Annotated in this window: 22 protein-coding genes; 4 read left to right on the top strand and 18 right to left on the bottom strand. The window is 41.7% G+C overall.

The features are described 5' to 3' along the window. The first annotated feature begins 70 nt into the window (after positions 1 to 70). Together lexA and ECA01S_RS01095 are read left to right on the top strand one after the other, a co-directional pair. Entirely contained in the window at positions 71 to 694 is a 624-nt protein-coding gene (gene lexA / locus ECA01S_RS01090; protein WP_067389796.1) for a transcriptional repressor LexA, read from the top strand. Between the two features lie 161 nt (positions 695 to 855). Next, entirely contained in the window at positions 856 to 1,056 is a 201-nt protein-coding gene (locus ECA01S_RS01095) for a hypothetical protein (protein ID WP_067389798.1), read from the top strand. Positions 1,057 to 1,111: 55 nt separating this feature from the next. Here ECA01S_RS01095 and ECA01S_RS01100 read toward each other — a convergent pair whose 3' ends face one another. From ECA01S_RS01100 to obgE, 14 genes are all read right to left on the bottom strand, one after another. Next, the gene (locus ECA01S_RS01100; protein WP_245631180.1) at positions 1,112 to 2,296 is read right to left on the bottom strand and encodes a MalY/PatB family protein; all 1,185 of its coding nucleotides are present in this window, start codon (positions 2,294 to 2,296) and stop codon (positions 1,112 to 1,114) included. After that, a complete protein-coding gene (locus ECA01S_RS01105; RefSeq protein WP_067389802.1) occupies positions 2,274 to 3,320 on the bottom strand; it encodes a M42 family metallopeptidase in 1,047 nt (348 codons plus the stop codon). The genes ECA01S_RS01100 and ECA01S_RS01105 overlap by 23 nt, the downstream gene beginning before the upstream one ends. After that, positions 3,317 to 4,381 (bottom strand): M24 family metallopeptidase, encoded by a 1,065-nt coding sequence (locus tag ECA01S_RS01110; protein WP_067389805.1) that lies wholly within the window; start codon positions 4,379 to 4,381, stop codon positions 3,317 to 3,319. Before ECA01S_RS01110 ends, ECA01S_RS01105 begins: the two co-directional genes overlap by 4 nt. Before the next feature lie 58 nt (positions 4,382 to 4,439). Continuing rightward, positions 4,440 to 5,777 carry a PTS sugar transporter subunit IIC gene (locus ECA01S_RS01115; protein WP_067389808.1) on the bottom strand — a complete coding sequence of 446 codons (1,338 nt, stop codon included), beginning with the start codon at positions 5,775 to 5,777 and terminating at the stop codon, positions 4,440 to 4,442. Between the two features lie 11 nt (positions 5,778 to 5,788). Beyond that, positions 5,789 to 6,124: a PTS sugar transporter subunit IIB gene (locus ECA01S_RS01120; RefSeq protein ID WP_067389811.1), complete on the bottom strand. Its 336-nt coding sequence runs from the start codon at positions 6,122 to 6,124 to the stop codon at positions 5,789 to 5,791. Between the two features lie 15 nt (positions 6,125 to 6,139). After that, positions 6,140 to 6,469, bottom strand: a complete 330-nt coding sequence (locus ECA01S_RS01125) for a PTS lactose/cellobiose transporter subunit IIA (protein ID WP_067391066.1) — start codon at positions 6,467 to 6,469, stop codon at positions 6,140 to 6,142. After that, positions 6,469 to 8,391 (bottom strand): BglG family transcription antiterminator, encoded by a 1,923-nt coding sequence (locus ECA01S_RS01130; protein WP_067389814.1) that lies wholly within the window; start codon positions 8,389 to 8,391, stop codon positions 6,469 to 6,471. The genes ECA01S_RS01125 and ECA01S_RS01130 overlap by 1 nt, the downstream gene beginning before the upstream one ends. A gap of 175 nt (positions 8,392 to 8,566) precedes the next feature. Continuing rightward, positions 8,567 to 9,085, bottom strand: a complete 519-nt coding sequence (locus ECA01S_RS01135; RefSeq protein ID WP_067389816.1) for an adenine phosphoribosyltransferase — start codon at positions 9,083 to 9,085, stop codon at positions 8,567 to 8,569. Next, positions 9,082 to 11,382, bottom strand: a complete 2,301-nt coding sequence (gene recJ / locus ECA01S_RS01140; protein ID WP_067389819.1) for a single-stranded-DNA-specific exonuclease RecJ — start codon at positions 11,380 to 11,382, stop codon at positions 9,082 to 9,084. Before recJ ends, ECA01S_RS01135 begins: the two co-directional genes overlap by 4 nt. A gap of 87 nt (positions 11,383 to 11,469) precedes the next feature. After that, positions 11,470 to 11,907, bottom strand: coding sequence for a LapA family protein (locus ECA01S_RS01145; RefSeq protein ID WP_071858922.1), 438 nt, complete (start codon positions 11,905 to 11,907; stop codon positions 11,470 to 11,472). 14 nt (positions 11,908 to 11,921) lie between these two features. Beyond that, on the bottom strand, positions 11,922 to 12,722 hold the full coding sequence (locus ECA01S_RS01150; RefSeq protein ID WP_067389822.1) for an SDR family NAD(P)-dependent oxidoreductase: 801 nt from the start codon (positions 12,720 to 12,722) through the stop codon (positions 11,922 to 11,924). Beyond that, a complete protein-coding gene (rnz, locus tag ECA01S_RS01155; RefSeq protein WP_067389825.1) occupies positions 12,719 to 13,663 on the bottom strand; it encodes a ribonuclease Z in 945 nt (314 codons plus the stop codon). Before rnz ends, ECA01S_RS01150 begins: the two co-directional genes overlap by 4 nt. 121 nt (positions 13,664 to 13,784) lie before the next feature. Beyond that, the gene (locus ECA01S_RS01160; RefSeq protein WP_067389827.1) at positions 13,785 to 14,375 is read right to left on the bottom strand and encodes a hypothetical protein; all 591 of its coding nucleotides are present in this window, start codon (positions 14,373 to 14,375) and stop codon (positions 13,785 to 13,787) included. Positions 14,376 to 14,486: 111 nt separating this feature from the next. Continuing rightward, a complete protein-coding gene (gene obgE, locus ECA01S_RS01165; RefSeq protein WP_067389830.1) occupies positions 14,487 to 15,803 on the bottom strand; it encodes a GTPase ObgE in 1,317 nt (438 codons plus the stop codon). 381 nt (positions 15,804 to 16,184) lie between these two features. Between obgE and gap the strand changes: the two genes are divergently transcribed. Beyond that, entirely contained in the window at positions 16,185 to 17,195 is a 1,011-nt protein-coding gene (gene gap / locus ECA01S_RS01170) for a type I glyceraldehyde-3-phosphate dehydrogenase (RefSeq protein WP_067389833.1), read from the top strand. 50 nt (positions 17,196 to 17,245) lie between these two features. On the opposite strand, the gene ECA01S_RS01175 is transcribed toward gap, so the two are convergent. The 4 genes from ECA01S_RS01175 to ECA01S_RS01190 form a co-directional block, all read right to left on the bottom strand. Next, positions 17,246 to 18,349, bottom strand: coding sequence for an SLC13 family permease (locus ECA01S_RS01175; RefSeq protein WP_067389837.1), 1,104 nt, complete (start codon positions 18,347 to 18,349; stop codon positions 17,246 to 17,248). A gap of 54 nt (positions 18,350 to 18,403) precedes the next feature. Beyond that, on the bottom strand, positions 18,404 to 19,336 hold the full coding sequence (locus ECA01S_RS01180) for an alpha/beta hydrolase (protein ID WP_067389839.1): 933 nt from the start codon (positions 19,334 to 19,336) through the stop codon (positions 18,404 to 18,406). 97 nt (positions 19,337 to 19,433) lie between these two features. Next, positions 19,434 to 20,273 carry a DUF368 domain-containing protein gene (locus ECA01S_RS01185; protein WP_067389842.1) on the bottom strand — a complete coding sequence of 280 codons (840 nt, stop codon included), beginning with the start codon at positions 20,271 to 20,273 and terminating at the stop codon, positions 19,434 to 19,436. Between the two features lie 164 nt (positions 20,274 to 20,437). Beyond that, the gene (locus ECA01S_RS01190; protein WP_067389845.1) at positions 20,438 to 21,958 is read right to left on the bottom strand and encodes a flavocytochrome c; all 1,521 of its coding nucleotides are present in this window, start codon (positions 21,956 to 21,958) and stop codon (positions 20,438 to 20,440) included. A 236-nt stretch (positions 21,959 to 22,194) separates the two neighbouring features. On the opposite strand from ECA01S_RS01190, the gene ECA01S_RS01195 reads away from it, so the two are divergent. Further along, positions 22,195 to 23,067 (top strand): diacylglycerol/lipid kinase family protein, encoded by an 873-nt coding sequence (locus tag ECA01S_RS01195; RefSeq protein WP_067389848.1) that lies wholly within the window; start codon positions 22,195 to 22,197, stop codon positions 23,065 to 23,067. Positions 23,068 to 23,092 lie beyond the last annotated feature (25 nt).

Consider the following 23,092-nt stretch of genomic DNA (forward strand, 5'->3'; position numbering starts at 1 on the left):
GAACAAACGTTTGATAGATAACTAGTAATGTGCTACACTATAAAAAAAGATAGGAAAGAAGGTGTTCCTCGTGTCTAAAAAATCAGATGACCGGAGACTCGAGATTTTAAAATATATCCATGAGCAAGTAGAAGCCAGAGGATTTCCTCCGACTGTACGTGAAATTGGAACGGCGGTGAACCTTTCCTCAACCTCTACGGTCCATGGTCATCTCTCGAAATTAGAGACTGAAGGATTGATCACCCGCGATTCCACTAAACCACGCGCCTTAGAATTAACCAATGAAGGACGAAAAAAAATTGGGATTCAGCCCTCTGCTATTCCAGTACTTGGAACAGTCACAGCCGGTGAACCAATTCTAGCCGTAGAAGAAGCTTCAGACTTTTTCCCAGTACCACCAAGTCTGAAATTTGAAGAAAATAGTCTGTTTATGTTAACCATTCGTGGTGAAAGTATGATTAACGCTGGCATCCTTGATGGTGACCAGGTCATTGTTCGCAAACAGGCGGCTGCTTCAAACGGTGAAATCGTCATTGCCATGACGGATGAGGACGAAGCTACCTGTAAACGATTCTTCAAAGAAAAAGATCATATTCGCCTTCAGCCCGAAAATGACACAATGGATCCCATCATTCTTGCCAATGTAGCTATTTTAGGAAAAGTTGTTGGTTTGTATCGCAATCATATCAGCTAGCTCAAACAATTGTTTGAGCTTTTTATTCGCCTTTTTTCGTCACTTTACAAGCTGAAAAAATATATACGCAAAAATTTTCAAATTTCACTTTACAAACCGAACGTATATTCGTATAATATAAATACAAACACATGTTCGATAAATTAACTGAGGTGAGATAAATGAAAAGCATTCGTCGCGCTGGAGCGCTCTTTGTTGTTTTGTTCATTGGTATTTTTTTAGGCACTTTAGGTTGGCAGACTGCCTTGTTGTTGATTGCACCACTGTTGCTAATTTGGATGTTCTTATGGGATGAGCGCCGCTATGACTACACAAAAGTAAAAAGAGAACAAAATGATTATCGTTACCACGATGTGGGATAACGGTAAAAAAAGTCATTCATATTGTCTGAAAAGATGATATGAATGACTTTTTTCTTTACAAGCTACTAGCTACCCGTAACAGTTTCGCTGTACCTGCTTTAATTTTGCTTAAAGGAGCGCCTAAGTTCAGCCGTAAAAATCCTTGCCCAGCCTCACCATAGGTATCCCCTCGCATAATAGCAACTTTTTCTTCGTGAATAAGTTTGTTTTGCAGGACATCCATAGTACTTGGCAGCTGGGAGACATCAATCCAAGCTAAGTAAGTGGCTTCTGGGATTGTAAATTGGATACGTGGATCCTTTTGCAACTCAGTCTTTAAATAGCTAAAGTTGTCATCGACGGTTTGATTCAGTTCGGCTACCCATTGGCTCTGATTTCGATAGCAATCCATTGTTGCAAGTAAACTTAAATAAGGAACCGAGGAAAGTCCATCACGTCCTTTTAACACCTCTAAAAATTGTTGGCGTAATGCTTCAGCTTCTACGATTAGATAAGAACCGCCCAAGCCGGGGGTATTGAAGGTTTTCGACGGTGACGAAAGTAGGACTAGGTCTGTCTCACAATAATCTTTGTATTTTAGAATAGGTAAATGCATAAATCCTGGTCTACGAACATCCATATGAATCTCATCACTAATAAGCGCGACTTTGTACTCGTTACAAAGGGCAATCAACTTTAACAATTCTTGTTCGGTAAAAACACGGCCGGTAGGATTATGGGGATTGCAGAGCAAGAAAATACGAGGTGCTTGCAGTTGAAAAACCTGAGCCAACCGCTCAAAATCGATTGTGAAGTTTCCGGCCTCATTTGTTAAATCAAAAGTAATCAATTCACGCTGATTTTGTTTGATGCAGTGGAAAAAAGCATCATAACAAGGTGTAAAGGTCACTACTTTATCCTGCGGTTGGCTCAGTAATTGTAAACAGACGGATAGACTATAAATGACACTAGGGCTATAAAGAACGGCCTCTTCTGGTACCGCCGTCATAAATTGACTTTGGAACCAATGAGTAATACTACTTTTAAACGGCATATGATTCCAGCGTGTATAACCAAAATATCCCTTATCAACTGCCTCTTTCAAGACTTGCGCTGTACCAGCGGGTATGGGGAAATCCATATCTGAAATGGAAAATGGCAATAAATCTTTTTCTCCAAAACGATCTTGCACAAAATCCCACTGGGTCGAAAACGTACCTAAACGGGAAGAGACTTCATTAAAATTTGCCAAAAAAGTCACCTTCTCCCTGATTTAATGCGCTGATAACCGTTTTGACTAACTGAATGGCGGCCTCTACGTCACGAATTGCCACCACGGAATTCCATGAATGACAGTAACGTACAGGTACACTAATAACCATCGTAGGTTTGCCATTCGTTAACTGTACCGAACCAGCATCCGTCCCTCCGCCACCGAAAAGATCAAATTGGAAAGGAATATTAGCCTTTTCCGCTTGTTCCTTCACAAAATCAAGCAGATTAAGGTGTGCTAACGCCGTTTTATCCGCTAATACCAACCCGGGACCTTGCCCTAAAATTCGAGTAGGTGGATTGGCAGCAGCTGGCGTATCTTTCCCATTGGCGACATCAATCACAATATTTACGTCCGCTGCTACTTTCTGGGCAGCCACTTTTGAGCCGCGAGTTCCGGCTTCTTCTTGTGCTGTGGCCACACCAATTACTGCTATTTTTTCACTTTTATCTTGCAATAAAACTTGGGTCATAATCGTGCAGGCTACGCGATTATCTAACGCTTTCCCAAAAACTTTTTTCTGGTTAAAGGAAATTTCTGCTGTAGAAATCGGCGTAATCATATCACCAGGTTGAACGCCGGCTTCTAAAACTTCATCTCTACTTTCTGCCCCTAGATCAATATACATCTCAGAAATTGGGACAACGTTTTGGCCCATAACACTTCCTTTGGGCAAGGTTCCGACAATCCCTGTAATCCTTCGACCATTGCGGCGACAATTGATTTGTACTCGTTGCCCCAAAATCACATGTGACCACCAGCCACCAATAGGTTCAAAATAAATAAAGCCATTTGAATCGATGGTTTTGACAAAGAAACCAACTTCATCCATATGACTATAAATCGCCACTTTTGGTTTAGTCGAAGCTAAATCCCCATGATATAGATTACCAAAGGCATCAATTTGACTATCCGGCAAGTAGTTTTGCAAGCAATTAGCGACTTGTCTTTCTTGACCAGGTATTCCATGTAGATTACTCAGCTCTAGCAACAGATCTGTTGTATTAATCATATAACTAACCACTCTTTCGGAAATTTTGTAAGACACTCTATTTCGCCTGATTCACTGATTAACACATCATCTTCGATCCGAATACCAAAATCAGGTAGGTAGATTCCTGGCTCGACAGTAAATACCATTGATTCTTGAACGGTTTGCGTCTCTTCAGGTCCAACGGTTGGATATTCATGACAAGATAACCCAATGCCGTGCCCAAGGTTATGCGTAAAGTAAGCGTCCAAATCAGATTTAGCCAGCTGTTTTCGAACTCGCTGATCAATGGCGGACAATGGTTCGTCTAAACGAATCGTTTCAATTGCCTCCGCTTGAATTTTTTGCAGAGTCTGGTAAGTCGCCGCAATCTTTTCTGCCACATTACCTAGCGCAAATGTACGGGTAATATCCGAATAGTAACCTTGATAGATGCAACCAAAATCAATCATAATCAATTCATTGGCTTCAATGACTTTTTGGCTGGCATGGGCGTGAGGCTGGCCAGTTCTCACACCAGAGGCCACAATAGTTTCAAAGGCTGGTCCCTCACTGCCAAGTTTTTTACTAAGGTAATCAATCTCATTAGCTAACGCTAGCTCGGTCATTCCTGGTTTAATCAAATCTAGTACTTGATGCAAGGTTGCATCACTTAGTTCCGCTGCCACACGCATCGCCGCAATCTCAGTTTCCTCTTTAAGCATTCGCATACTTTCAACCAAATTGCGAGTAGCAATCAGTTCTGTCCGGACTTCTTGCGCAGCTTGCTGCATTTGCTGATAGGTACTTAAACTAATCGTACTAGCCTCATAACCCCAATGTTTTTCCTCATTGAACTGCTGTAATTCGTTCCAGAGACTACGCCCCACCGCAACGGTAATAATCTCAACATTATTAGTCTGTTGGTTGGCTTGTACTGTATAGCGTCCATCTATGAATAGAACTGTGCGGGTGAGGGTAATGGCTAATAAACCATTGGAGCCAGTAAAGCCACTTAAGTAGCGACGATTGATTTTATCCGTTACTAGAAACAGGTCTAAGCCGTCTTCCCTCATTTTTTGTCGTAAAATTTCAATACGCATGTTTTCCCTCTTCTCTAAAAAAAGAGGCCAGATGTTGCCACCCGACCTCCTACCTTTTTTAAAAATCAATATCGCCTAATAAAGCGGCATCTTCATCCGATAATACGGTATGATGTGCTTCCACATTTTTCTGTTCTTGTTCTAGTTCTTGCTTTTCTAGTACTTTAAAGAATGGCAGGTAAAGGACAAAAGAAAGTGCGACTTGGATAACTTGAATAATGATAGCACGCCAGTCAAAGCCGGTTAAAAAGCCTTCCATAAAGACCGGAACATATGGCGGATCAAAAATTGGATAATTTAGTAAACCAAGTTTCATTGCAATCATTGGTAACATTCCCACGAAAGCTCCGCCAAAAATAAACGGAATCATCAATACTGGGTTAAGGATAATCGGCACCCCAAACAATACTGGCTCATTGATCCCAAATAGTGAAGGCAGTAATCCAACGGCCCCAACTTTTTTATAACGTTTTGATTTACTGATTAGCATTGCTAAGACTAAACCAATCGTAACGCCAGAACCAGTAAAGTTTGCAAAGGCTGATAAGGTTCCATTTGTGATTACGTGGGTTAATGGTTGGCCTGCCTCATGCGCAGCGATGTTTTCTGAAAGGTATTGCACAGCGATTGGTGACAAAATTGGTGACAAAACAGCTGAGTGAATCCCGAAGAACCAGAAAACTAGACGCAGACATAGGATTGGGTAAATAACCCATAAAGAATCTAGGCTGCCAATTGCTGGTGCTAAGACATTCATAATCACTTGTGGCAACAATACGCCACCAGTCATGCTGTCGACTAAAGTACGGATGACAATAAACAATACACCAATCGTAGCAGTTGGCGTAATCAGTTCAAAGGAGCTAGACACAAAGTCAGGCACACCCTCAGGCATTTTGATCACAAGCTTATGCTTTGTAAAGAATTGATAAATTTTTACCGTGATAATAGCAACAAAGATAGCCGTAAATAAGCCCTTAGAGTCTAAATAACTTGCAATAATATTTCCGTTCTCGTCCACATCCATCGCGACAATCAGAAAAGCAATGGCGGATAGCATCATTGAACCAACCGTGTACAACTTGTAGCTTTCACTTAGAAAATAAGAGATGGCTAACACTGCATACAACCCTACTAATCCCAACGAAACTTTCGAAATAATTCCAAAGATATACCCATATGTTTCAAACCAATTGGCAACGGCTGCTGTTTTAATAAATTCCGGGATTGACGGAAAAATAGCCGCAATCGAACCTAACAATAGTACGGGAGTCATCACGACCATCCCTTTTTTGATTGCCGTTAAATAAGGATTGCTATCTACCTTATTTGCAACCGGTACCAATGTTTTGCGAATAAAATTCTCTAATTTCTCAAAACTACTCTGCTTTTCCATTTTTCTCCTCCTTAGGCTTGTGCTAATTGTTGTTTTCTATAAGCAACTAGGGCTTGTTTCATGACGGTCGCACCGTCCATTGAACCATAAATGTCCGAAGTCAATAACACAGTTGGTTTATTGACTTTCTCAGCTTCCCCTTTGATGTAATCATATTTATGACTTAATTGAGGCCCTACTAAAATCACGTCATAATCGTTGATATATCGGTCTAACTTGTCTACGCCAATGGCTTCCATTGGGTAATCTTCCTCTGCCAATTTTTGTGATTCTTTTACCACTTTCTTCATAGCTTCCATCATCATAGTGGTTGAAAAACCACCTGCACATACTAATAATGTTTTCATTTTTGCTTCCTCCAATTAGTTGATATTTAGGGTTGACCCTTTTTGTTCCTTCAGCATTTCAATCATTTCTTCAATCAAATCTCTTGCTAGTAAGCTATTCATTAAATGATCCTGAGCATGTACCATCAAAAGACTTAAATCCGTTTGTTCACCGTTAATCTCGGCCGTAATCAGTTTTGTTTGCACATCATGGGCGTCAATACTTTTTTCCTTGGCCTCCTGCAGCTTGCTTTCAGCTGCCTCGAAGTCGCCTTTTCTAGCAGCGCGTAAAGCTTCAAAGGCAGCGCCACGGCTATCGCCAGAGGCAGAGATTATTTTAAAAATATTCATTTCATTTTCAGTCATCATCGTGGTCCTTTCTCTAATAGATGTGTCACATACATCATAAATTCTTGATAATTCGTTATTTTTGTCAGTTGTCGTTCTAATTCTTGATCTTCCATCATGCGAATTAATAAGTGACTGATTTCTTTATGCAGTGTCAAGTGTCCCTTTGCAATGTTAATCAAAAAGAAGATTCGGACGGGTTTACCTTGATATTGTTGGTTAGGGCGAAAAAGCCGAACGTCAATACCTTCGTGGATCGCCATAGCCTCCATCGGATGGGGACCACCCACGCCATTGCGATAAATGGTGTCGATCATTTCTTCACGTTCCAAAACACTTGCGGAAAAGCCTTTTTCGGCAGCTCCTTCGTTTTCTAAGGTAATTGCGGTATCTTTCAACGTTGTTAAATAATCTTTATCTGTGATGCCAAACCATTCTGGTCGAAAAAGCTGTAGCAGTCGTTGATTTACATCCACTGATTGAAGTTTATTTTCTCGTAATAGATTTAAGTCCTGCTCAATCTTGCGGATTTCTACATCAGTTAACACCGCTTTGGTGTAAACAATGGGAATCTTAGCAGGTGGATTCTCTAACGGAATTGTAGAGATGACTAGGTCATAACTTTGATCAATTTTCGCCAGTTCCATGGCAGAAAATGTTTCCACGTTAGCATTCGCGAAGAGCCGCTCCAAAGTAACCTTTAAGAGATAGGAGGCCCCGCCACCAGTCGCACAAATCACTGCAATTTTGCGATATTGTTCCAGCTCTTGAGCTGATTGTTTTTCTAGACTGGCAGTAAAGTAGATGGCCAGATAGCCAATCTCATCTTTACTAATAGTGGTATTTAAATCTGCATTCAATGAAGCAATAAATTCAATTGCTAAATTGAACACGTTGGCGTAACGAGTATAAATATCTTCAATTAGGGGATTATCCAGTTGATGACCTGTATACAATCGCTGAAGTAATGGGGAGACATGCAGCAATAATGCATTCTGCAACTCCAGATCTTTACTAAAGCGCGTTTTATATTTTTCATCTAGTTGGTTTAGAGCCCCTGCGATAGCTGCCCGCAACCGTTGATTACTTTCCTCATCATCTAACACGGTAATCTTGCCTCGTAATTGCTCTAATAAATAGTCCTTTTCACTTTCAGGTAGCTGGATCTGATAGGTCTCAGCTAAAAATTCGCTAATATCTTCCGTAAACTCACGATACTTTGTAGAGCTGGGTTCCAGATTTGCAGGAACAGTTTCGATAATTAAATTGTTTTGAGCAATACGGAAAGCCAACAGTTTTAGGTGTTGGACAATATTGGCAAAAACCACATCATTGGTTTTCAAATCATAACGATCAATGGCAGCGGTTAAGAAAGCACGGATTTTCTCTTCATCGAAATTCGCTTCAAATGTTTGGTATTGCATGGTTGAAACGGGAACCTCAAGATTGCTTTTTAAAAGGGCGATAATCGTTTGGCGTTTTTCTCGTTCATTTCCGATTACCTTGATGCCATAATGTGCTTTACTATGTAACTTTAACTGTTGAGCGGTGAAGAAATCGTTCGTTTTTTTAAGGTCTTGTTTTATTGTAGTTAAACTGACTTCCATTAAATCTGCTAGTTGTTGGAGCGTGATGTAGTCTTCTTGGAACAATAAAGTCAACTCTAAATTTTTTAAACGCTTCTCTGGATCATCACTCGTACTGTTTTCAACCTCCATCTCTTGAATGAATCTTGCGAAAGTATCTTCCTCAGTCACTTCTAAACGATAGCCTCGTCCTCGTATTCGTTTAATAGCAAAGCCTTTTGATTCTCCAAGTTCACTAGCAAACCGGATATCATTGGTTAGAGTACGAACTGAGATATGAAATTCATTTAATAATTCATCAACTGACACGATTTCGTGTTCACTTAAGTAACGAATCAATCTTTCTTGTCTCATAATGAACCTCCCGCTTACAAGAATATCTTAACTTGTAAGCCCTTTTATTAAAATGGCAAATTTTGCAGATTAATTCGGCAAACTTCGCCTTATTGTTCAACAAATCACAAATCAAACAAAAAAAGAGCTATCTTATAGAAGAAGGGCGTCCCTCTACAAGATAGCTCTAATCTGATTAATATTCCATCAGCGTAATGATATCATAGCCTTCAATCTTATCACGGCCATGTAGGTCCATCAATTCAATCAAGAAGGCACAGCCTACAACGACACCGCCTAATTTTTCTACTAGTTCGATGGTTGCAGCAATCGTACCACCGGTTGCTAGTAAGTCATCACAAATCAGGACGCGTTGTCCTGGTTGGATGGCATCTTTGTGCATGGTCAAAATATCGACGCCATATTCTTTTTGGTATTCCGCTTCAATTACTTCGCGGGGTAATTTCCCTTTTTTACGGACAGGTGCAAAACCGACGCCTAATTCATAGGCCACTGGACAGCCCACGATAAAGCCGCGTGCTTCTGGTCCAACAACCATGTCGATGCGTTTCTCTTTAGCATAATTGACAATTTCCTGCGTTGCTTGACGATATGCCGCTCCGTCAGCCATTAATGGTGAGATATCGCGAAATACGATTCCTTTTTCGGGATAATCAGGGATGCTGGCAATATACTGAGTTAAGTCTAAATTCATTTGTTATTTTCCTCCTTCGTTAAAAGCCATGCTCGTAACGTGTGAATATCAGAGTACAGTAAGAACTCCTCTGATTTGATTTGTTGTAATCGTTTTTGGTAAACGCCGCTGTTGGTCAGAGGCTGATTTGCAGGCGCTTCGATGCTAGTAAGCACGCCATCCTCTATTGTAACAAATTTCAAGTCAAAAAACACCTGAATCATAAAAATCAGTAGTTTTTCGGGAATCTTTAAAAATTGAGCGATCTGCCCTGTTTTATAACGAACATCCAATTGCTTCTGCTGCTTAATAAAGGTGAAAAGTCGTGCATATTGCTCTCTGGTACCGACACCATTGAGGTACGCATCATCTGATAGACAAAGCAAGTAAAAGCGATCCAAGCTTGATTGCTGTACAACTTCTTTCAATTGGGTGGGATCACTGGGACAATCAACAAAGACAAATTGTTGGAAATCTGACCACGACAAAGCGGACAGCTCCTCAGGGGTTACTATTTGACCATTCTCAGGTACCGCGCGTCGATGTTCTTGATTAAAGACGATATAAGCCGTGCGCTCCATCAAAAGATTTGCGGGACGCTCATTTTTTGCGCGCCAATCAAAAAGCTGTAAGCCACGAACCGCAAAGTCTTGCAGCATCAGTTGCGGCTTACGATTGCCATTCCATTCGTTTATGGAGAGCTGACCAACGAGGGCATTCTCAGCATCACTTGAAAATTCTTGGGCACTGTTAGGAAAAGAGAAACCAATCGCATCCAGTTTTTCATCCCCCACCACTAATTTCAAATGACTGAGATCACCGCCAATTTGTTTTGCTTGTTTAATCGCGACGTTATCAATAAGAAAATTCGGCGTTTGATTGTCTGTGCCAAAAGGTGCCAATTTACGAACTGTCTCAATTAACGGGATAGAAATTTCACTTGTTTGTAGTCGTTCGTCAATGACTAATTCTTGTCCTTGTGTAAAGTCGATTTCTTCCTGGTAGACATACTCACTTAAAAACTGGCGTAATTCTGCCACTTTCTCAATGGGGAGCGTCATGCCAGCAGCCATATGATGCCCGCCAAAATGCAAAAAGAGTTCTCGACGACTATTCAAGGCATCAAAAAGATTAAACGCTGCAACACTTCGACCAGAACCTTTGGCCGTGCCTTTTTCTGGATCAACGGATAACACAATTGTTGGTTTACCAGTTTGTTGCAAGACTTTTCCCGCGACAATACCTAGAATGCCTTCGTGCCAATTTTCTTGTGCTAACACTAAGATTGGGTCAGTCATAGTGAGCGCTTGAGCCATAGCTTCAGCAGTGACCGTCTGTACCAGGTCTTTGCGGGCCTCGTTCTGCTGCTCAATAAAAGTAATAATTGTGGCGATTTCTTCTTCGTCAAATGAACTTAGTAGTGCCACACCTGGCCCCGCCTCGCCAAGGCGACCTAAAGCGTTTAGGCGCGGACCGATACCAAAGCCAATACTTTCTTCTGACAATGAAGATTTCTTGATATCTGCAGCGCGCAGCAACGCCTCTAGTCCCAGTCGTTCGGTCATGCGCATTGCCTGCAAGCCAAATTGGACTAAAATACGATTTTCGTCTGTCAAAGAAACTAAATCTGCGACTGTTCCAATTGCCACTAAATCAAAAAATTCTTGGGGTACTTCTTCTAACAAAGCTGTCGCAACTTTAAAAGCGACCCCCACACCGGCCAAATCACCAAAAGGATAGTTTCCCTCTGGATGTCGCGGGTGAACGATTGCGAAGGCCTCTGGCAGTGTTGGCGGTAATTCATGATGGTCAGTGACGATAACGTCTACCCCTTGTGACTGGGCATAGGCGATGGCCTCATGACCGGCAACACCATTATCTACGGTTACAATTAGTTGGACACCTTCGGCAATTTTTTCTTTATAAACCGCTAAGTTGGGTCCATACCCCTGTAAAAAGCGATTAGGCAGAAAATACTCGACCTCGGCACCAATCAATTCTAAGGTCTCTTTCATGACAGTTGTACTGGTTATCCCATCTGCATCGTAGTCCCCATAAATCAAGATTCGTTGGCCTTCTGCAACAGCTTGTTGCAGACGCTCAACCGCTCTAGTCATATCATGCATTAAAAAAGGATCATATAAATCCTCTACCTGTGGTTGAAAAAATTTTCTAATTGCTTCTGGCTCTTGAATCCCTCTGTTCCACAAAATCTTTGCGGCTAATGGATCCACGTTAAATTCAGCCGTTGCCTGAAGATAATCCTCTGGCAAAACTGGTTCTTCATTAAATAGCCAATGATACTTTGCAAGTTTCACATGCTCACTCCTAACCAAGAAATTATAGCAAAGAGTTTCCCAAAACTAAAGAAGAAGGGAAAATCTTTTGATTTTCCCTTCCCTGCGTTAGTCATAATAATCTAGCGGTTGTGTATCGCCTAGCTGTTCATTGTTGCGTTTCCGCATCGTCAGCTGATTCAGCGCATTCTCTTTGTCCGCTAATTGGGCTTCGTAGGTTGCCCGTATCTCGGCAATTCGGTTTTCGTACTCTCTTTGCACCTTTTGTACTTCTTCGTGGATTTTTGCTTCATTTGCTGTTTTAAATGAGGCAATTTCCTTTTCTTGCTCTTTGATGGTCTTTTTTTGTCTAAATAGACTAGTGGAGGCCGTCAAGATAGCGATCAAAGCGCCAATCAGCGCTGAACCAATAATAATCAGAATCAGCGGACCCTGTATCTCCGTGAACCCAAAGCTGACAGGAACTTGCTGATTATTAAAAATAGCAAATAGCACAACCACAATAACCAAAATAAACCCAACAATCACACGCCATTGATTTTTCACACAATTTCCTCTCCTTATTTTTTATTAAATAATGAACCGGCTAAAAAATCACCAATATGAGGAAACAGTGTATAGAAGCGAGCTGCTACCTCCAACAATTCTGGTTTGTTGATTTCCCGTGTCGTAGTCCCCATTTTTTTCACGATTTGACGTGCCAGTTTTTCTGGATCTAATACAACCCAGTCAACGGAAGACAAATAATCGCCACTTGGATCCGCTTGATCAAAGAATTCTGTCCGGATTGGGCCGGGATTGACAGTTGTCACGCCGATATTCAGTGGTTTTAATTCGAGACGCAAGGCGTTGGAAAAGCCTAACACAGCAAATTTAGTAGCTGAATAGAGGGTGGATTTTGCGGTTGCCATTTTGCCCGCCATTGAGGCTACATTAATAATATGGCCCGCACCCTTTTCAGCCATTTCAATCGCCATTTTTTGCGTCAGAACCATCATTCCTAAGACATTGACTTCAAACATCCGATAAGCCGCTGCCATGTCTACAGATAAAAAGTCTTCAAATGAGCCAAACCCTGCACAGTTGACTAAAACATCTGGCACGCCGACTTCTGTTAAGATTTTTTGAGATACTTCTTCAATATCATCAGGTTCCGCCACATTCAGCTGAAAGGCATACGCTTCTTTCCCACTGATTTCCATACAACGTTGCTTTACTTTCCCAATCAATTGGATGCGACGGGCACAAACCACGACAATTGCGCCTTTTGCGGCAGCTTCATAGGCAATCTGTTCACCTAAACCAGAAGAACCGCCCGTGATTACTACGATTTTATCGGTCAACTCTTGAAAAATCTTCATTTTTCTTCCTCCTCATGAAATGGAATTTCGATAACATCAAAATCTTTAGCTAATGTTGTTGCCTCAAAGTGAGCGCGGGCTTCCTTTTCAAGCTCCTGGGCTTCTTTGGCAAGGTAACGAGAACTAATGTGGGTCAAAACCAACTGCTTGGCATTGGCATCGGCCGCGACTTCAGCCGCCTGCTTACTTGTTGAGTGGAACCGTGCATGGGCCATCTGGGCTTCATCTTTACGATAGGTACTTTCGTGGACGATTACATCTGCATTGAGCCCTAATTTAATACTATTCGGTGTTTTCCGAGTATCACCTAAAATCGTCACAATGCGGCCGCGGCGTTTTGCACCAACGAAATCTTTACCGTTAATAACGGTACCGTCGGGCAAAGTAACTTGTTCCCCACGCTTAATTTTTCCATAAATGGGACCTGGCTTGACCCCTAAGGATTTCAATTTTTCCGCTTGTAATTCCCCTTCATGGTCCGCTTCAATGATTCGGTAGCCAAAGCTGGCGATACCATGCGCCAGAGGAAGTGTTTCCACTGTAAACTGTTCGTCTTTAAAAATTACACCACCGTTTTCCGGTACTTCTACATATTGAATCGGATAGCCGAGACGTGTTCCTGAAATACGCATGGCTGTTTTTACAAACGTCTCGACACCTTTTGGCCCATAAATCGCCACCGGTGTTGTGCCATCTTGGAAAGAACGACTGCTTAGTAATCCGGGCAATCCAAAAATATGATCGCCGTGTAAATGTGTAATAAAGATTTTTTCTATTTTACGTGGGCGAATCGAAGTATGCAAAATCTGTTGTTGCGTACCTTCTCCACAATCAAAAAGCCATACGGCATTTCGTTCATCTAATAGCTTTAACGCCACACTGCTAACATTGCGGTGTTTGGCGGGGACGCCTGCGCCAGTCCCTAAAAATTGTAATTCCATATCCTACCTGACTTTCTGTTTTCTTCTTCCTAATTTTAGGTGAAAAAACCGTTGAAAGCAAACGAAAGAGCAAGTTTTCTCAAAAAGAAGAACGCTTGAAGAAATTTCAAGCGTTCGTTTTCTATTTTTCCTCTGTATTTGCATCATCTGGTTTAACTTCAGGCTGTGGATGTTTGTCTTGCCAGTCCTTGGTCACAGTCTTTTTAGCGTTTGCTTCCACGTCTTGTGCGGCTTTAACATCCGTTTCAACTTCTTCATAGTCTAAGCGAGTAATTTCTCCGCCTAATTCTTGCATGACTAATTGGTTTAATGGTCGATTGTCATCTTCTTCCGCAATCAGAATCAGACCAGTGTCTCCTTCACCAATTTTATTGGTTACAAATTCAAAGACCGTTTGGGCATCGCGGATTTCTTTGGCATCACGACTGGCCCCAATCATCCCACCGGCAAACCAGCCAAGCAGCATTCCCAATGGTCCAGCTAATACGCCAATCAGCATACCAATCAAACCACCGGTTGAAGATTTGTTGCTACCAGTGAAATCTAGAAAGTCCTCAATCTTAAATTTGTGACTGCCATTATCTTCGTGAGTCACGACAGCCATCTGTTCACCCTTGATTTGTCCAGCAACCTGTAGCCGTTTAATTTCAGAAAAGGCTTGATAGGCTTGACTGGATACTTCGAAATCCAAAATAATCACTCGTTTTGGCATGGAATCTCCTCCTCTTTTCCTCATTGTAACAAGTCTCACGGTAAATAGGAAAAGATAACATCTAAAAACCCGCCATTCTTATTAAAGAACAGCGGGTTCATGTTTATCTTGTTAGTCAACAAATTCAAAGACAAAACTGTCGATTCGAACGAGGTCGCCATCCTTGGCACCACGTTGTCGTAAACTTTCGTCAACGCCAAGACCGCGTAATTGACGGGCAAAGCGCATCACGCTTTCATCATGGTCAAAGTTAGTCATCTGGAAGAGACGTTCGATATGTTCACCTGAGATTACCCAAGTAGCATCTGCGTCCCGAGAAATTTCAAATTCGGGTTCCGCACTTTGGAAGCCGTAGTGAACAGTATCTTCCACCACTTCATCTTCATAAAGTGGAAATTCTGGTGTCACTTCCAATAGGTCAGCTGTGGTATTCAGCAAGGGTTCGATCCCTTTGCGGGTCACCCCAGAAATTGGGAAGATTGGAATACCTTCCTTAAATTCATCATCGCCGTGTTCTTTGGCTAAAGCTGCTTTGAAGTTCTTCAGATTTTCTTCCGCCTCAGGTATATCCATCTTGTTGGCAACAATGATTTGTGGACGTTCTAACAGACGTAAGTTATGGGAAGCCAACTCTTTATTGATTGCCAAATAATCCTCATAGGGATCGCGACCTTCCATGCCACTCATATCAATTACGTGCAGAATGACACGAGTTCGTTCGATATGGCGCAAGAATTGTGTTCCTAAGCCAATGCCTTGAGAAGCCCCTTCAATCAGTCCTGGCAAATCTGCCGCAACAAAACTGCGGCCATCACTGGTGGTTACCATACCCAAGTTGGGAACTAGTGTAGTAAAATGATAAGCACCGATTTTGGGACGGGCTTTAGAAATAACGGAAAGGATGGTGGATTTCCCTACAGATGGAAAACCAACTAAGCCGACATCCGCCAAAACTTTTAACTCTAATTCAATTTTACGTTCTTGCCCAGGCTCGCCATTTTCAGCGATTTCTGGTGCTGGATTTCGTGGCGAAGCAAAACGGATATTTCCGCGACCACCGCGACCACCATTAGCAACCACCAACGTTTGACCATTCTCAATCAAATCGCCTAGTAGAGCGCCTGTTTCGGCGTCTCGAACTGTTGTCCCTTGTGGTACTTTGACGATTGTATCTTCTGAACCACGGCCGTGCATCCCTTTACTCATGCCATTTTCGCCTGGCTGCGCTTTGAAATGTCGATTATAACGAAAATCCATCAAAGTGCGTAACCCTTCATCAACCATTAAAACGACGCTACCGCCTTTACCGCCGTCACCGCCGGCAGGCCCTCCGTCTGGAACATATTTTTCTCTACGAAAAGCAACCATTCCGTCGCCGCCTTTGCCGGCCTTTACGTCAATCGTTACTTGATCTAAAAACATGGACATTGTTCGTCCTCCTTACTTCTATTCCCATCAATTATACTGGAAAAGCGTGTGAAACTCTAGCTTTATCGCTTTTTATGCAAGTAATTACTATACCATGCATGATAACAGAAAACTAGTGCTTTCCATAGGGAGTGTACCAATTTTCACAGATTTTTACTGTTTTTTGATTAGAAGTTCGTTTAACCTTTCTTGCAACCGTAAAACCGGGGCTTTTGACAGCCTAAAACGTCCTTCCCAACTTTCGTCTTTTGTGAAGACGGCCTCCTTTTTAGAAGACGAATTCTTTGACAAAAATCTGGGAAACGGTCATCATTATAGTGTAATCTAAACCTGTTTATGAAGGGGTAACCCTTTAATAAGTTTTAAGGAGGAAGTTTTTTTATGACAGTCAAAGTTGGTATTAATGGTTTTGGACGTATCGGACGTTTAGCATTCCGCCGCATTCGTGAAGTATCTGATGATATTGAAGTGGTAGCAATTAACGATCTGACTAGCCCAACAATGTTGGCACAATTACTACAATTTGATTCCACTCACGGTACTTATCCTGGTGAAGTCAAAGCGACCGACAACTCAATCGTTGTAGATGGTAAAGAAACAGTTGTTTACGCAGAACCTGATGCAAGCAAAATTCCTTGGGTTGAAAACAATGGCGTTGACATCGTACTTGAATGTACAGGTTTCTATACTTCTGAAGAAAAAGCACAAGCTCACTTGGATGCAGGCGTAAAACGTGTCGTAATTTCAGCTCCAGCTGGTCAAATGAAAACAATCGTCTTCAACGTAAACGATGATACCTTGACTCCAGATGATAAAATCATCTCTGCTGGTTCATGTACGACAAACTGTTTAGCACCAATGGCGTACTTCTTAAATGAAGAATTCGGCATCAAAGTTGGGACAATGACTACTGTCCATGCTTACACTTCAACTCAAATGTTATTAGATGGTCCAGTACGCGGTGGTAACTTGCGCGCAGCTCGTTCAGCAGCTGACAACATTATCCCTCACTCTACTGGTGCAGCCAAAGCAATCGGTTTAGTAATTCCAGAATTGGTTGGCAAATTGCAAGGACATGCACAACGGGTACCCGTTGTTGATGGTTCTTTAACTGAATTAGTTACTATCTTAGACAAAGAAGTAACAGCTGACCAAGTCAATGAAGCAATCAAAAAACACACGATTGACAATCCTTCATTTGGTTATGATGACCGTGAAATCGTTTCTTCAGACGTAATTGGTTCTACTTTCGGTTCAGTATTCGATCCTACTCAAACAGAAATCACTTCTGCTGGGGACGTTCAATTAGTGAAGACTGTTTCTTGGTATGACAATGAATATGGTTTCACTTGCCAAATGATTCGTCTTTTAGAAAAATTCGCTAACTTATAATTCCTAGGTCTTCTAAGGGAAAAGGCTGGTTCCAGTTGGAGCCAGCCTTTTTAATATATAATCCCTATTCCCACTAAAATCAAAATAGCTAAATACAGCAAATTGTACAGAGTAAATTGTTTAAAAAAAGACTTTCTTAAATCAGGCGCCAAATTGCGCACCAGTTTATAGCCAATTAAATTCGCTAATGATGCTAACAGTGTTCCTAAACCACCAATATTCACACCCAGAGTCAGTGCTTGCGCCTGACTGGTGAATGGTGCTAGTAAAATAGCCGCGGGCACATTAGAAATTACCTGACTGCTAATAACACCCCCAAAGAAAACGGCCACCTGGCTTTTAAGCAGCTGATGAAATAACGCGCTGATCACCTGCCACTCCTGTAAGTTTCCAACAACTAAAAAGAAGCAAACAAACGTCAGTAGCAACTGATAATCGACACGCTTCAACAACTTAGGAGCCGATAGAACAATCGCGCTGATTCCAATAAGCATTGTGACATAATAAGGCAAGATATGGAGCACTGCCAAAATAAGAATCAACATCACGCCCATATAAAAAGCTGTCTGCTTTTTGGCGGGACGCGCTAATTTCGTCGTCTCACTCACTGGCCTTTTCTCCACCACAAAAGCATTTAATCCTAAGAGAACCAAACTGACTACCGCCACTGGCAATAACCAACTTAAAAATTTTCCAAAGGATAATTGATAATGACTGAATAGAAAGAGGTTTTGCGGATTTCCAAATGGCAAGACACTACTTCCTAAGTTCGCTGCAATCACGATTAAAACAGCTCCTGTCACCCGTCCTTTAAATGTCGCTAAATACTGAATGACTTTTAAATATAAGGGTAAAAGCGTTAGAATTGCCACATCATTTGTCAGAATCATGGCGCTAAAAAAGCTCAATAAGGTCATAGAAAAAACGACATGACGAGTCGTAGGTGATAGTTGGATGATTTTCTGCGCTAACCACCGGAGAAAAACGGTCTCTTCTAGTCCTTGAATCGTGAGCATTAAGGCAAATAACGTTAAAATGACAGTATCATCTATATAAGCTAATTGAAACTGTCCCACCAAACAGCTGACAAGCGCCAGAAGTAATGAAACCAACAGCAATCGATCGCTGGTAAAAAAATGACAGACTTTTTTCATAGTTTTCCTCCTACTTTTATGATAGAGGTTTACTAAAAGTCTGTCAAAATTCGCTTATTCTTTTACATATTGCTGCAAGAAATCAGTAATCGTCTTGCGATACAGCTCAGGATTGGTGCTATACGCTTCTGCATGCCCCGCTCCTTTGATGACTAGTTTTTCTTTTGGTGCAGTGGTGGCGTTATAGACCTCATCCAACATCTCAAAGGGAACAAAATCATCTTCATCGCCATGGATAAAGAGCATCGGCGTTTTATTCTTTTGCAGTTGTGCCACAGCATCTGCTTCACCGAAAAAGTAGCCTGCTCTAACTTTGGTAACAGCACTAGTCACTGGAACTAGGGGAAAAGCTGGTAATCCAAACAATTGATCCAATTGGTAACTTAACTCGGCTGTTGCCGACGCATAGCCACAGTCTTCCACGATTGCTTTGACATTGCTGGGTAGTTCTTCACCACTGGTCATCATAACCGTTGCGCCGCCCATGCTGATTCCAAATAAAACAATCTCCTGATCCGCGCCGTTTTTCTGCAAGACTTCTGATATCCAGCCCTGGTAGTCTTTACGCTCAGGCCAGCCAAAACCAATATAGTCCCCTTCACTCTTACCATGACCACGGGCATCTGGTACTAACACATTATAGCCAAGATCATAAAACAACTTGGCAAAGGCGCCCATCGTTTCCGCTTCACTCATATATCCGTGGGCTAAAATAGCGGTTTTACGCGTATTATGTGGGAGATAAATAGCAGAAAGTTGCAACCCGTCGTCTGCCTTCAATGACCATTCCGTGCGATTATTCGGATCAGCGAACCATTGCTTTGCTTCATAGAATGGATCGTTTTCTTTGGTCGAGGCATCAGCTTCAGACAAAAAATCTTTTGGTGCAGGAACGACAGCATACTGATAAAAATACAAGCCCGCCCCTACTAAAGCCACCGTCAATGCAGCCACGACTCCAACTGTTACTTTTTTCCATAACTTCATGTTTTCTCCCCCTCAGCCGTTATTGTAATGAAAAACCAAGAGAAGGTAAATAGAAAAATCGTCAAACTCTGCTAAATCTCAGAATTCGACGATTTTTTTATTTATACTTTTCTTCTAATTTACTCATCCATAAGCCTAGTGCTAAACCAACTAAAAACAGGATCAAGCTAATAACGCCAGTCATAAATGTAAAGCCTGCATAGTCTGCCACCGGTGGGATAACAATCAAAATGGTGGAAGCTAGGACAATCCCGATAATAAAGTGGTACACTCGCAAATGGTAATGGGCCAACAAATATTCCATTCCCTTGGAGAAAAGGAGCATGGCAATGATTCCCCCAATAGCGATAGGTAAAAACACACCGACAATATCAAAGCTCTTAAAGCCTTTTAGCATCGGATCAAACAAGCCTAACACTAAGAGTAGATTGGAAGGACTCAAACCGGGAACCAGCACACCTAACGCAATTAGCGCACCCGCTAATATAAATCCTAAGAAGTTGGCTGGAACCGTACCAAAAATCCGGTCCATAAAAACTAAGAATAAGAAACCAACTACAAACGTGCCAATTAACCAGCTATAATCAATAGTATCACGTTTTTTATGCAGGGTTGACTCTTTAAAAAGAGCTGGTAAGGTACCAATAATGGCCCCGGCAAAGCCCCAAAGAACCATAATCTGGTAATGCTGAAGGAGCCATTCTAACGGCTTAGACAGTAGCCCAATCCCCACGATTCCGCCGATTCCAACCGGTAGGAAAAAGAGAAAATTCTCTTTAAAATTTTTGCTCAAATGAGCCATAAAATGGAGCATACGCTCGTATATTCCTAAAATTGCTGCTAACACACCGCCTGAAACACCAGGCAAAATGAAACCAAGGGCAATAATAACCCCTTTGATAAATCGCGAAAAAACACTTTCTCTTCTTTCGTTCATTTTTTTCTCCTTTCAATCATATCTTAATCAGCATAGCAGAAGAAAAAGGTGTACGCTAGTTCTATTACCTTTTTTTAATTTTTAGTTGAAGACTTCTCTATATCGTTACTGTATCTATAAAAAAGGTTCGAAACAATCACGTTTCGAACCTTTTCGTTAAGGAACTATTCTTTTGCGAAAGCCGCCGATTGTTCACCAGCTTGACGTCCAAAAATAATAATATCGGCAACAGCGTTCCCACCGATGCGGTTTTGACCATGCAAACCGCCAGTTACTTCACCAGCCGCGTATAGACCTGGAATTGTTTTACCGTCTTCTTTTAAGACTTGCGTATTGGTATTGATTTTAACACCACCCATTGTATGGTGGATACCTGGTGCAATTTTAATAGCATAGAAAGGACCTTTTGATAAGTCGTGATCCATCGCCGTCGTTCTGCCAAACTCGCTGTCATCTTTATCAGCTACAGCTTTGTTCCATTTTTCAACGGTTGTTTTTAACGTTGTTGGGGCTACATCGATTTCTTTTGCTAATGCTTCAATACTGTCACCAGTTTTAACAAAACCTTGTTCGTCATAGAAATCAATAGCTTTGACCCGTTCTCTGACACCTGCATCAAAAATCAAGTAAGCTGATTTTTCTGGTAGGTCAATGATTGCTTGGGACACTTTATCGCGAGTTTCCATTTCATTAAAGAAACGATTTCCCTCTTGAGAAACCAAGATCGCGCCTTCACCACGAACTGCTTCAGTAATCAAAAAGGCTTTATCTTGTTGAACAGTTGGATGAATTTGGATTTGATCCAAATCAACGGTCGCTCCACCAAGCTCTTGAATCATTTTGATACCGTCACCAGTACTACCAGCTTGGTTGGTAGAAACATAACCTTTTAATTCAGGTTTATATTTTTCCACCATATCCATATTAGCACCAAAACCACCAGTGGCTACCACAACTGCTTTCGCTGTAATATCTTTTGGTTGTTCCCCCTGAATCGTTACCTTAACACCATTGACTTGACCGTCTTTTTCATTAATCTTAGTCACGTCCGCATTTACGAATAAAGGAATTTCCCGTTCATGGACATTGCGTACTAGACCATCAACTAAATATTCACCAACAGCCGAGCCATCTTCTGGACGGTGAGTCCGTTTAACGCTCATGCCGCCAGTAGTTGTTAAATTGTTCAGGCGGATACCCATTGAATCTAACCAATCAATGGCCGATGCTGAGTGATCAACAAAGTAGCGCAGCAATTCTTTATCATTCGTACCGCCGCCACCTTTTAAGGTTTCTTCATAGAATAAATCGTTGCTATCTTCAATGCCTTGTTCCTTTTGGAATTTCGTTTCAGAAGCATTCATCCCGGCTGAGGCTTTGACAGTATTCCCACCAGCAACAGGCATTTTTTCGAAGATAACCGGATTCATTCCAGACTCTTTTGCTTGGATCGCTGCAGCCATTCCGGCTCCGCCTGAACCAACGATGACGATATCATAGCTATCCTTTAATTCACTTGGATCTGTGTATTCTTGTTGAGAAGCACCAGAGGTTACTTCACTAGTCGAAGTGCTAGCTTGTGAACTACTTTGTGAAGAACTTGCAGTAGTCCCACCATTTCCACAACCAGCCACCGTCAATAAAATCGTTGCTGCAACAGCAATCTTTGAGAAAACTTTTTTCATTTTTATCCCCCTAAACTTTTATCGCTCTGACTATAACAGTTATTTTGTGAAGTTTCAATCAATCTTTTAGTGAAATCGACTTTTTTAATTAATTTAAGCAGGTTCTTTGACTATATTTGATCAAATAGTGTCTGCCGCTAGAATTTTTGTACCAAATGGTATACTGAAAAAAAGTGCGATAAAAGATGAACGCTTTCGGATAAGCGTTACATTTATTTATAGGAGGAGTGAAACAAATGGAATGTTTACTGATTATCAATCCCAGCTCTGGTGGTGAAGAAGCTCAAGAATACCGTGAAAAAATCGAGAATCGTCTTCGTTCATTATTCGATACTGTACAAATCCGTGAAACAGAAGGTGCTGGCGATGCCAAGAAGTTTGCTGCTGAAGCCGCAGCTGCGAAAGTCGATAGTGTCTTTGCAATGGGTGGCGATGGCACCGTCAATGAAGCCATCTCTGGTTTAGCTGAAAAAGAATTTCGTCCTAAATTTGGCTTTTTCCCTTTAGGAACGGTCAATGACTTAGCTCGCGCGTTAGATATCCCCCTAGATCCCAATGAAGCCATTGAACAACTGACGCTTCGGACTAAGAAGATTGATATCGGCAAAATCAACGACCACTATTTCATTAACGTCGTAGCTCTGGGCACGATTCCAGCTGCCGTCAACGAAACCGCTACTTCTGAAAAAACTAAGCTAGGCAAATTGGCCTACTTCGTGAATGGTGCTAAAGGTGTACTAAACAACGACTATTATCAGTTTGAACTGCTTCTAGATGATAAAAAGCAGCAGATAACGTCTAGCACTCTTCTGGTTGGGCTGACAAATTCAATCGGTGGCTTTGAGGGTCTATTACCCGAGGCTGAGGTGGATGATGGCTTACTCCATTTGATTTACCTTAAGGATGAAAGCTTATTTGATACACTGAAAGCTGCTCCTGGTTTAGTAAAGGGTGTAACAGAAGAAAATCAAAATCTAGGCTATATCGCTTTTAAAGCTGGTACCATTACTGCCGACCAGAGTTTGACCGCAAATGTAGATGGCGATCCAGGCGACGAACTTCCTTTACAGCTAGCTGTATTACCGCAGCATTTGTCTGTTTATTATTAAACGTCAAAAAGCCCGCATCAATTAC

This window comes from Enterococcus canis NBRC 100695, assembly GCF_001544375.1.
Classification (GTDB): Bacteria; Bacillota; Bacilli; order Lactobacillales; family Enterococcaceae; genus Enterococcus_H; species Enterococcus_H canis.

Bases quoted from the DNA above. Each gene is read 5' to 3' on its own strand.
- ECA01S_RS01095 (WP_067389798.1), top strand. From the start codon at position 856: ATGAAAAGCATTCGTCGCGCTGGAGCGCTCTTTGTTGTTTTGTTCATT.
- ECA01S_RS01105 (WP_067389802.1), bottom strand. From the start codon at position 3,320: ATGATTAATACAACAGATCTGTTGCTAGAGCTGAGTAATCTACATGGA.
- ECA01S_RS01110 (WP_067389805.1), bottom strand. From the start codon at position 4,381: ATGCGTATTGAAATTTTACGACAAAAAATGAGGGAAGACGGCTTAGAC.
- ECA01S_RS01115 (WP_067389808.1), bottom strand. From the start codon at position 5,777: ATGGAAAAGCAGAGTAGTTTTGAGAAATTAGAGAATTTTATTCGCAAA.
- ECA01S_RS01120 (WP_067389811.1), bottom strand. From the start codon at position 6,124: ATGAAAACATTATTAGTATGTGCAGGTGGTTTTTCAACCACTATGATG.
- ECA01S_RS01125 (WP_067391066.1), bottom strand. From the start codon at position 6,469: ATGACTGAAAATGAAATGAATATTTTTAAAATAATCTCTGCCTCTGGC.
- ECA01S_RS01130 (WP_067389814.1), bottom strand. From the start codon at position 8,391: ATGAGACAAGAAAGATTGATTCGTTACTTAAGTGAACACGAAATCGTG.
- ECA01S_RS01135 (WP_067389816.1), bottom strand. From the start codon at position 9,085: ATGAATTTAGACTTAACTCAGTATATTGCCAGCATCCCTGATTATCCC.
- ECA01S_RS01150 (WP_067389822.1), bottom strand. From the start codon at position 12,722: ATGAAGATTTTTCAAGAGTTGACCGATAAAATCGTAGTAATCACGGGC.
- rnz (WP_067389825.1), bottom strand. From the start codon at position 13,663: ATGGAATTACAATTTTTAGGGACTGGCGCAGGCGTCCCCGCCAAACAC.
- ECA01S_RS01160 (WP_067389827.1), bottom strand. From the start codon at position 14,375: ATGCCAAAACGAGTGATTATTTTGGATTTCGAAGTATCCAGTCAAGCC.
- obgE (WP_067389830.1), bottom strand. From the start codon at position 15,803: ATGTCCATGTTTTTAGATCAAGTAACGATTGACGTAAAGGCCGGCAAA.
- gap (WP_067389833.1), top strand. From the start codon at position 16,185: ATGACAGTCAAAGTTGGTATTAATGGTTTTGGACGTATCGGACGTTTA.
- ECA01S_RS01175 (WP_067389837.1), bottom strand. From the start codon at position 18,349: ATGAAAAAAGTCTGTCATTTTTTTACCAGCGATCGATTGCTGTTGGTT.
- ECA01S_RS01180 (WP_067389839.1), bottom strand. From the start codon at position 19,336: ATGAAGTTATGGAAAAAAGTAACAGTTGGAGTCGTGGCTGCATTGACG.
- ECA01S_RS01185 (WP_067389842.1), bottom strand. From the start codon at position 20,273: ATGAACGAAAGAAGAGAAAGTGTTTTTTCGCGATTTATCAAAGGGGTT.
- ECA01S_RS01190 (WP_067389845.1), bottom strand. From the start codon at position 21,958: ATGAAAAAAGTTTTCTCAAAGATTGCTGTTGCAGCAACGATTTTATTG.
- ECA01S_RS01195 (WP_067389848.1), top strand. From the start codon at position 22,195: ATGGAATGTTTACTGATTATCAATCCCAGCTCTGGTGGTGAAGAAGCT.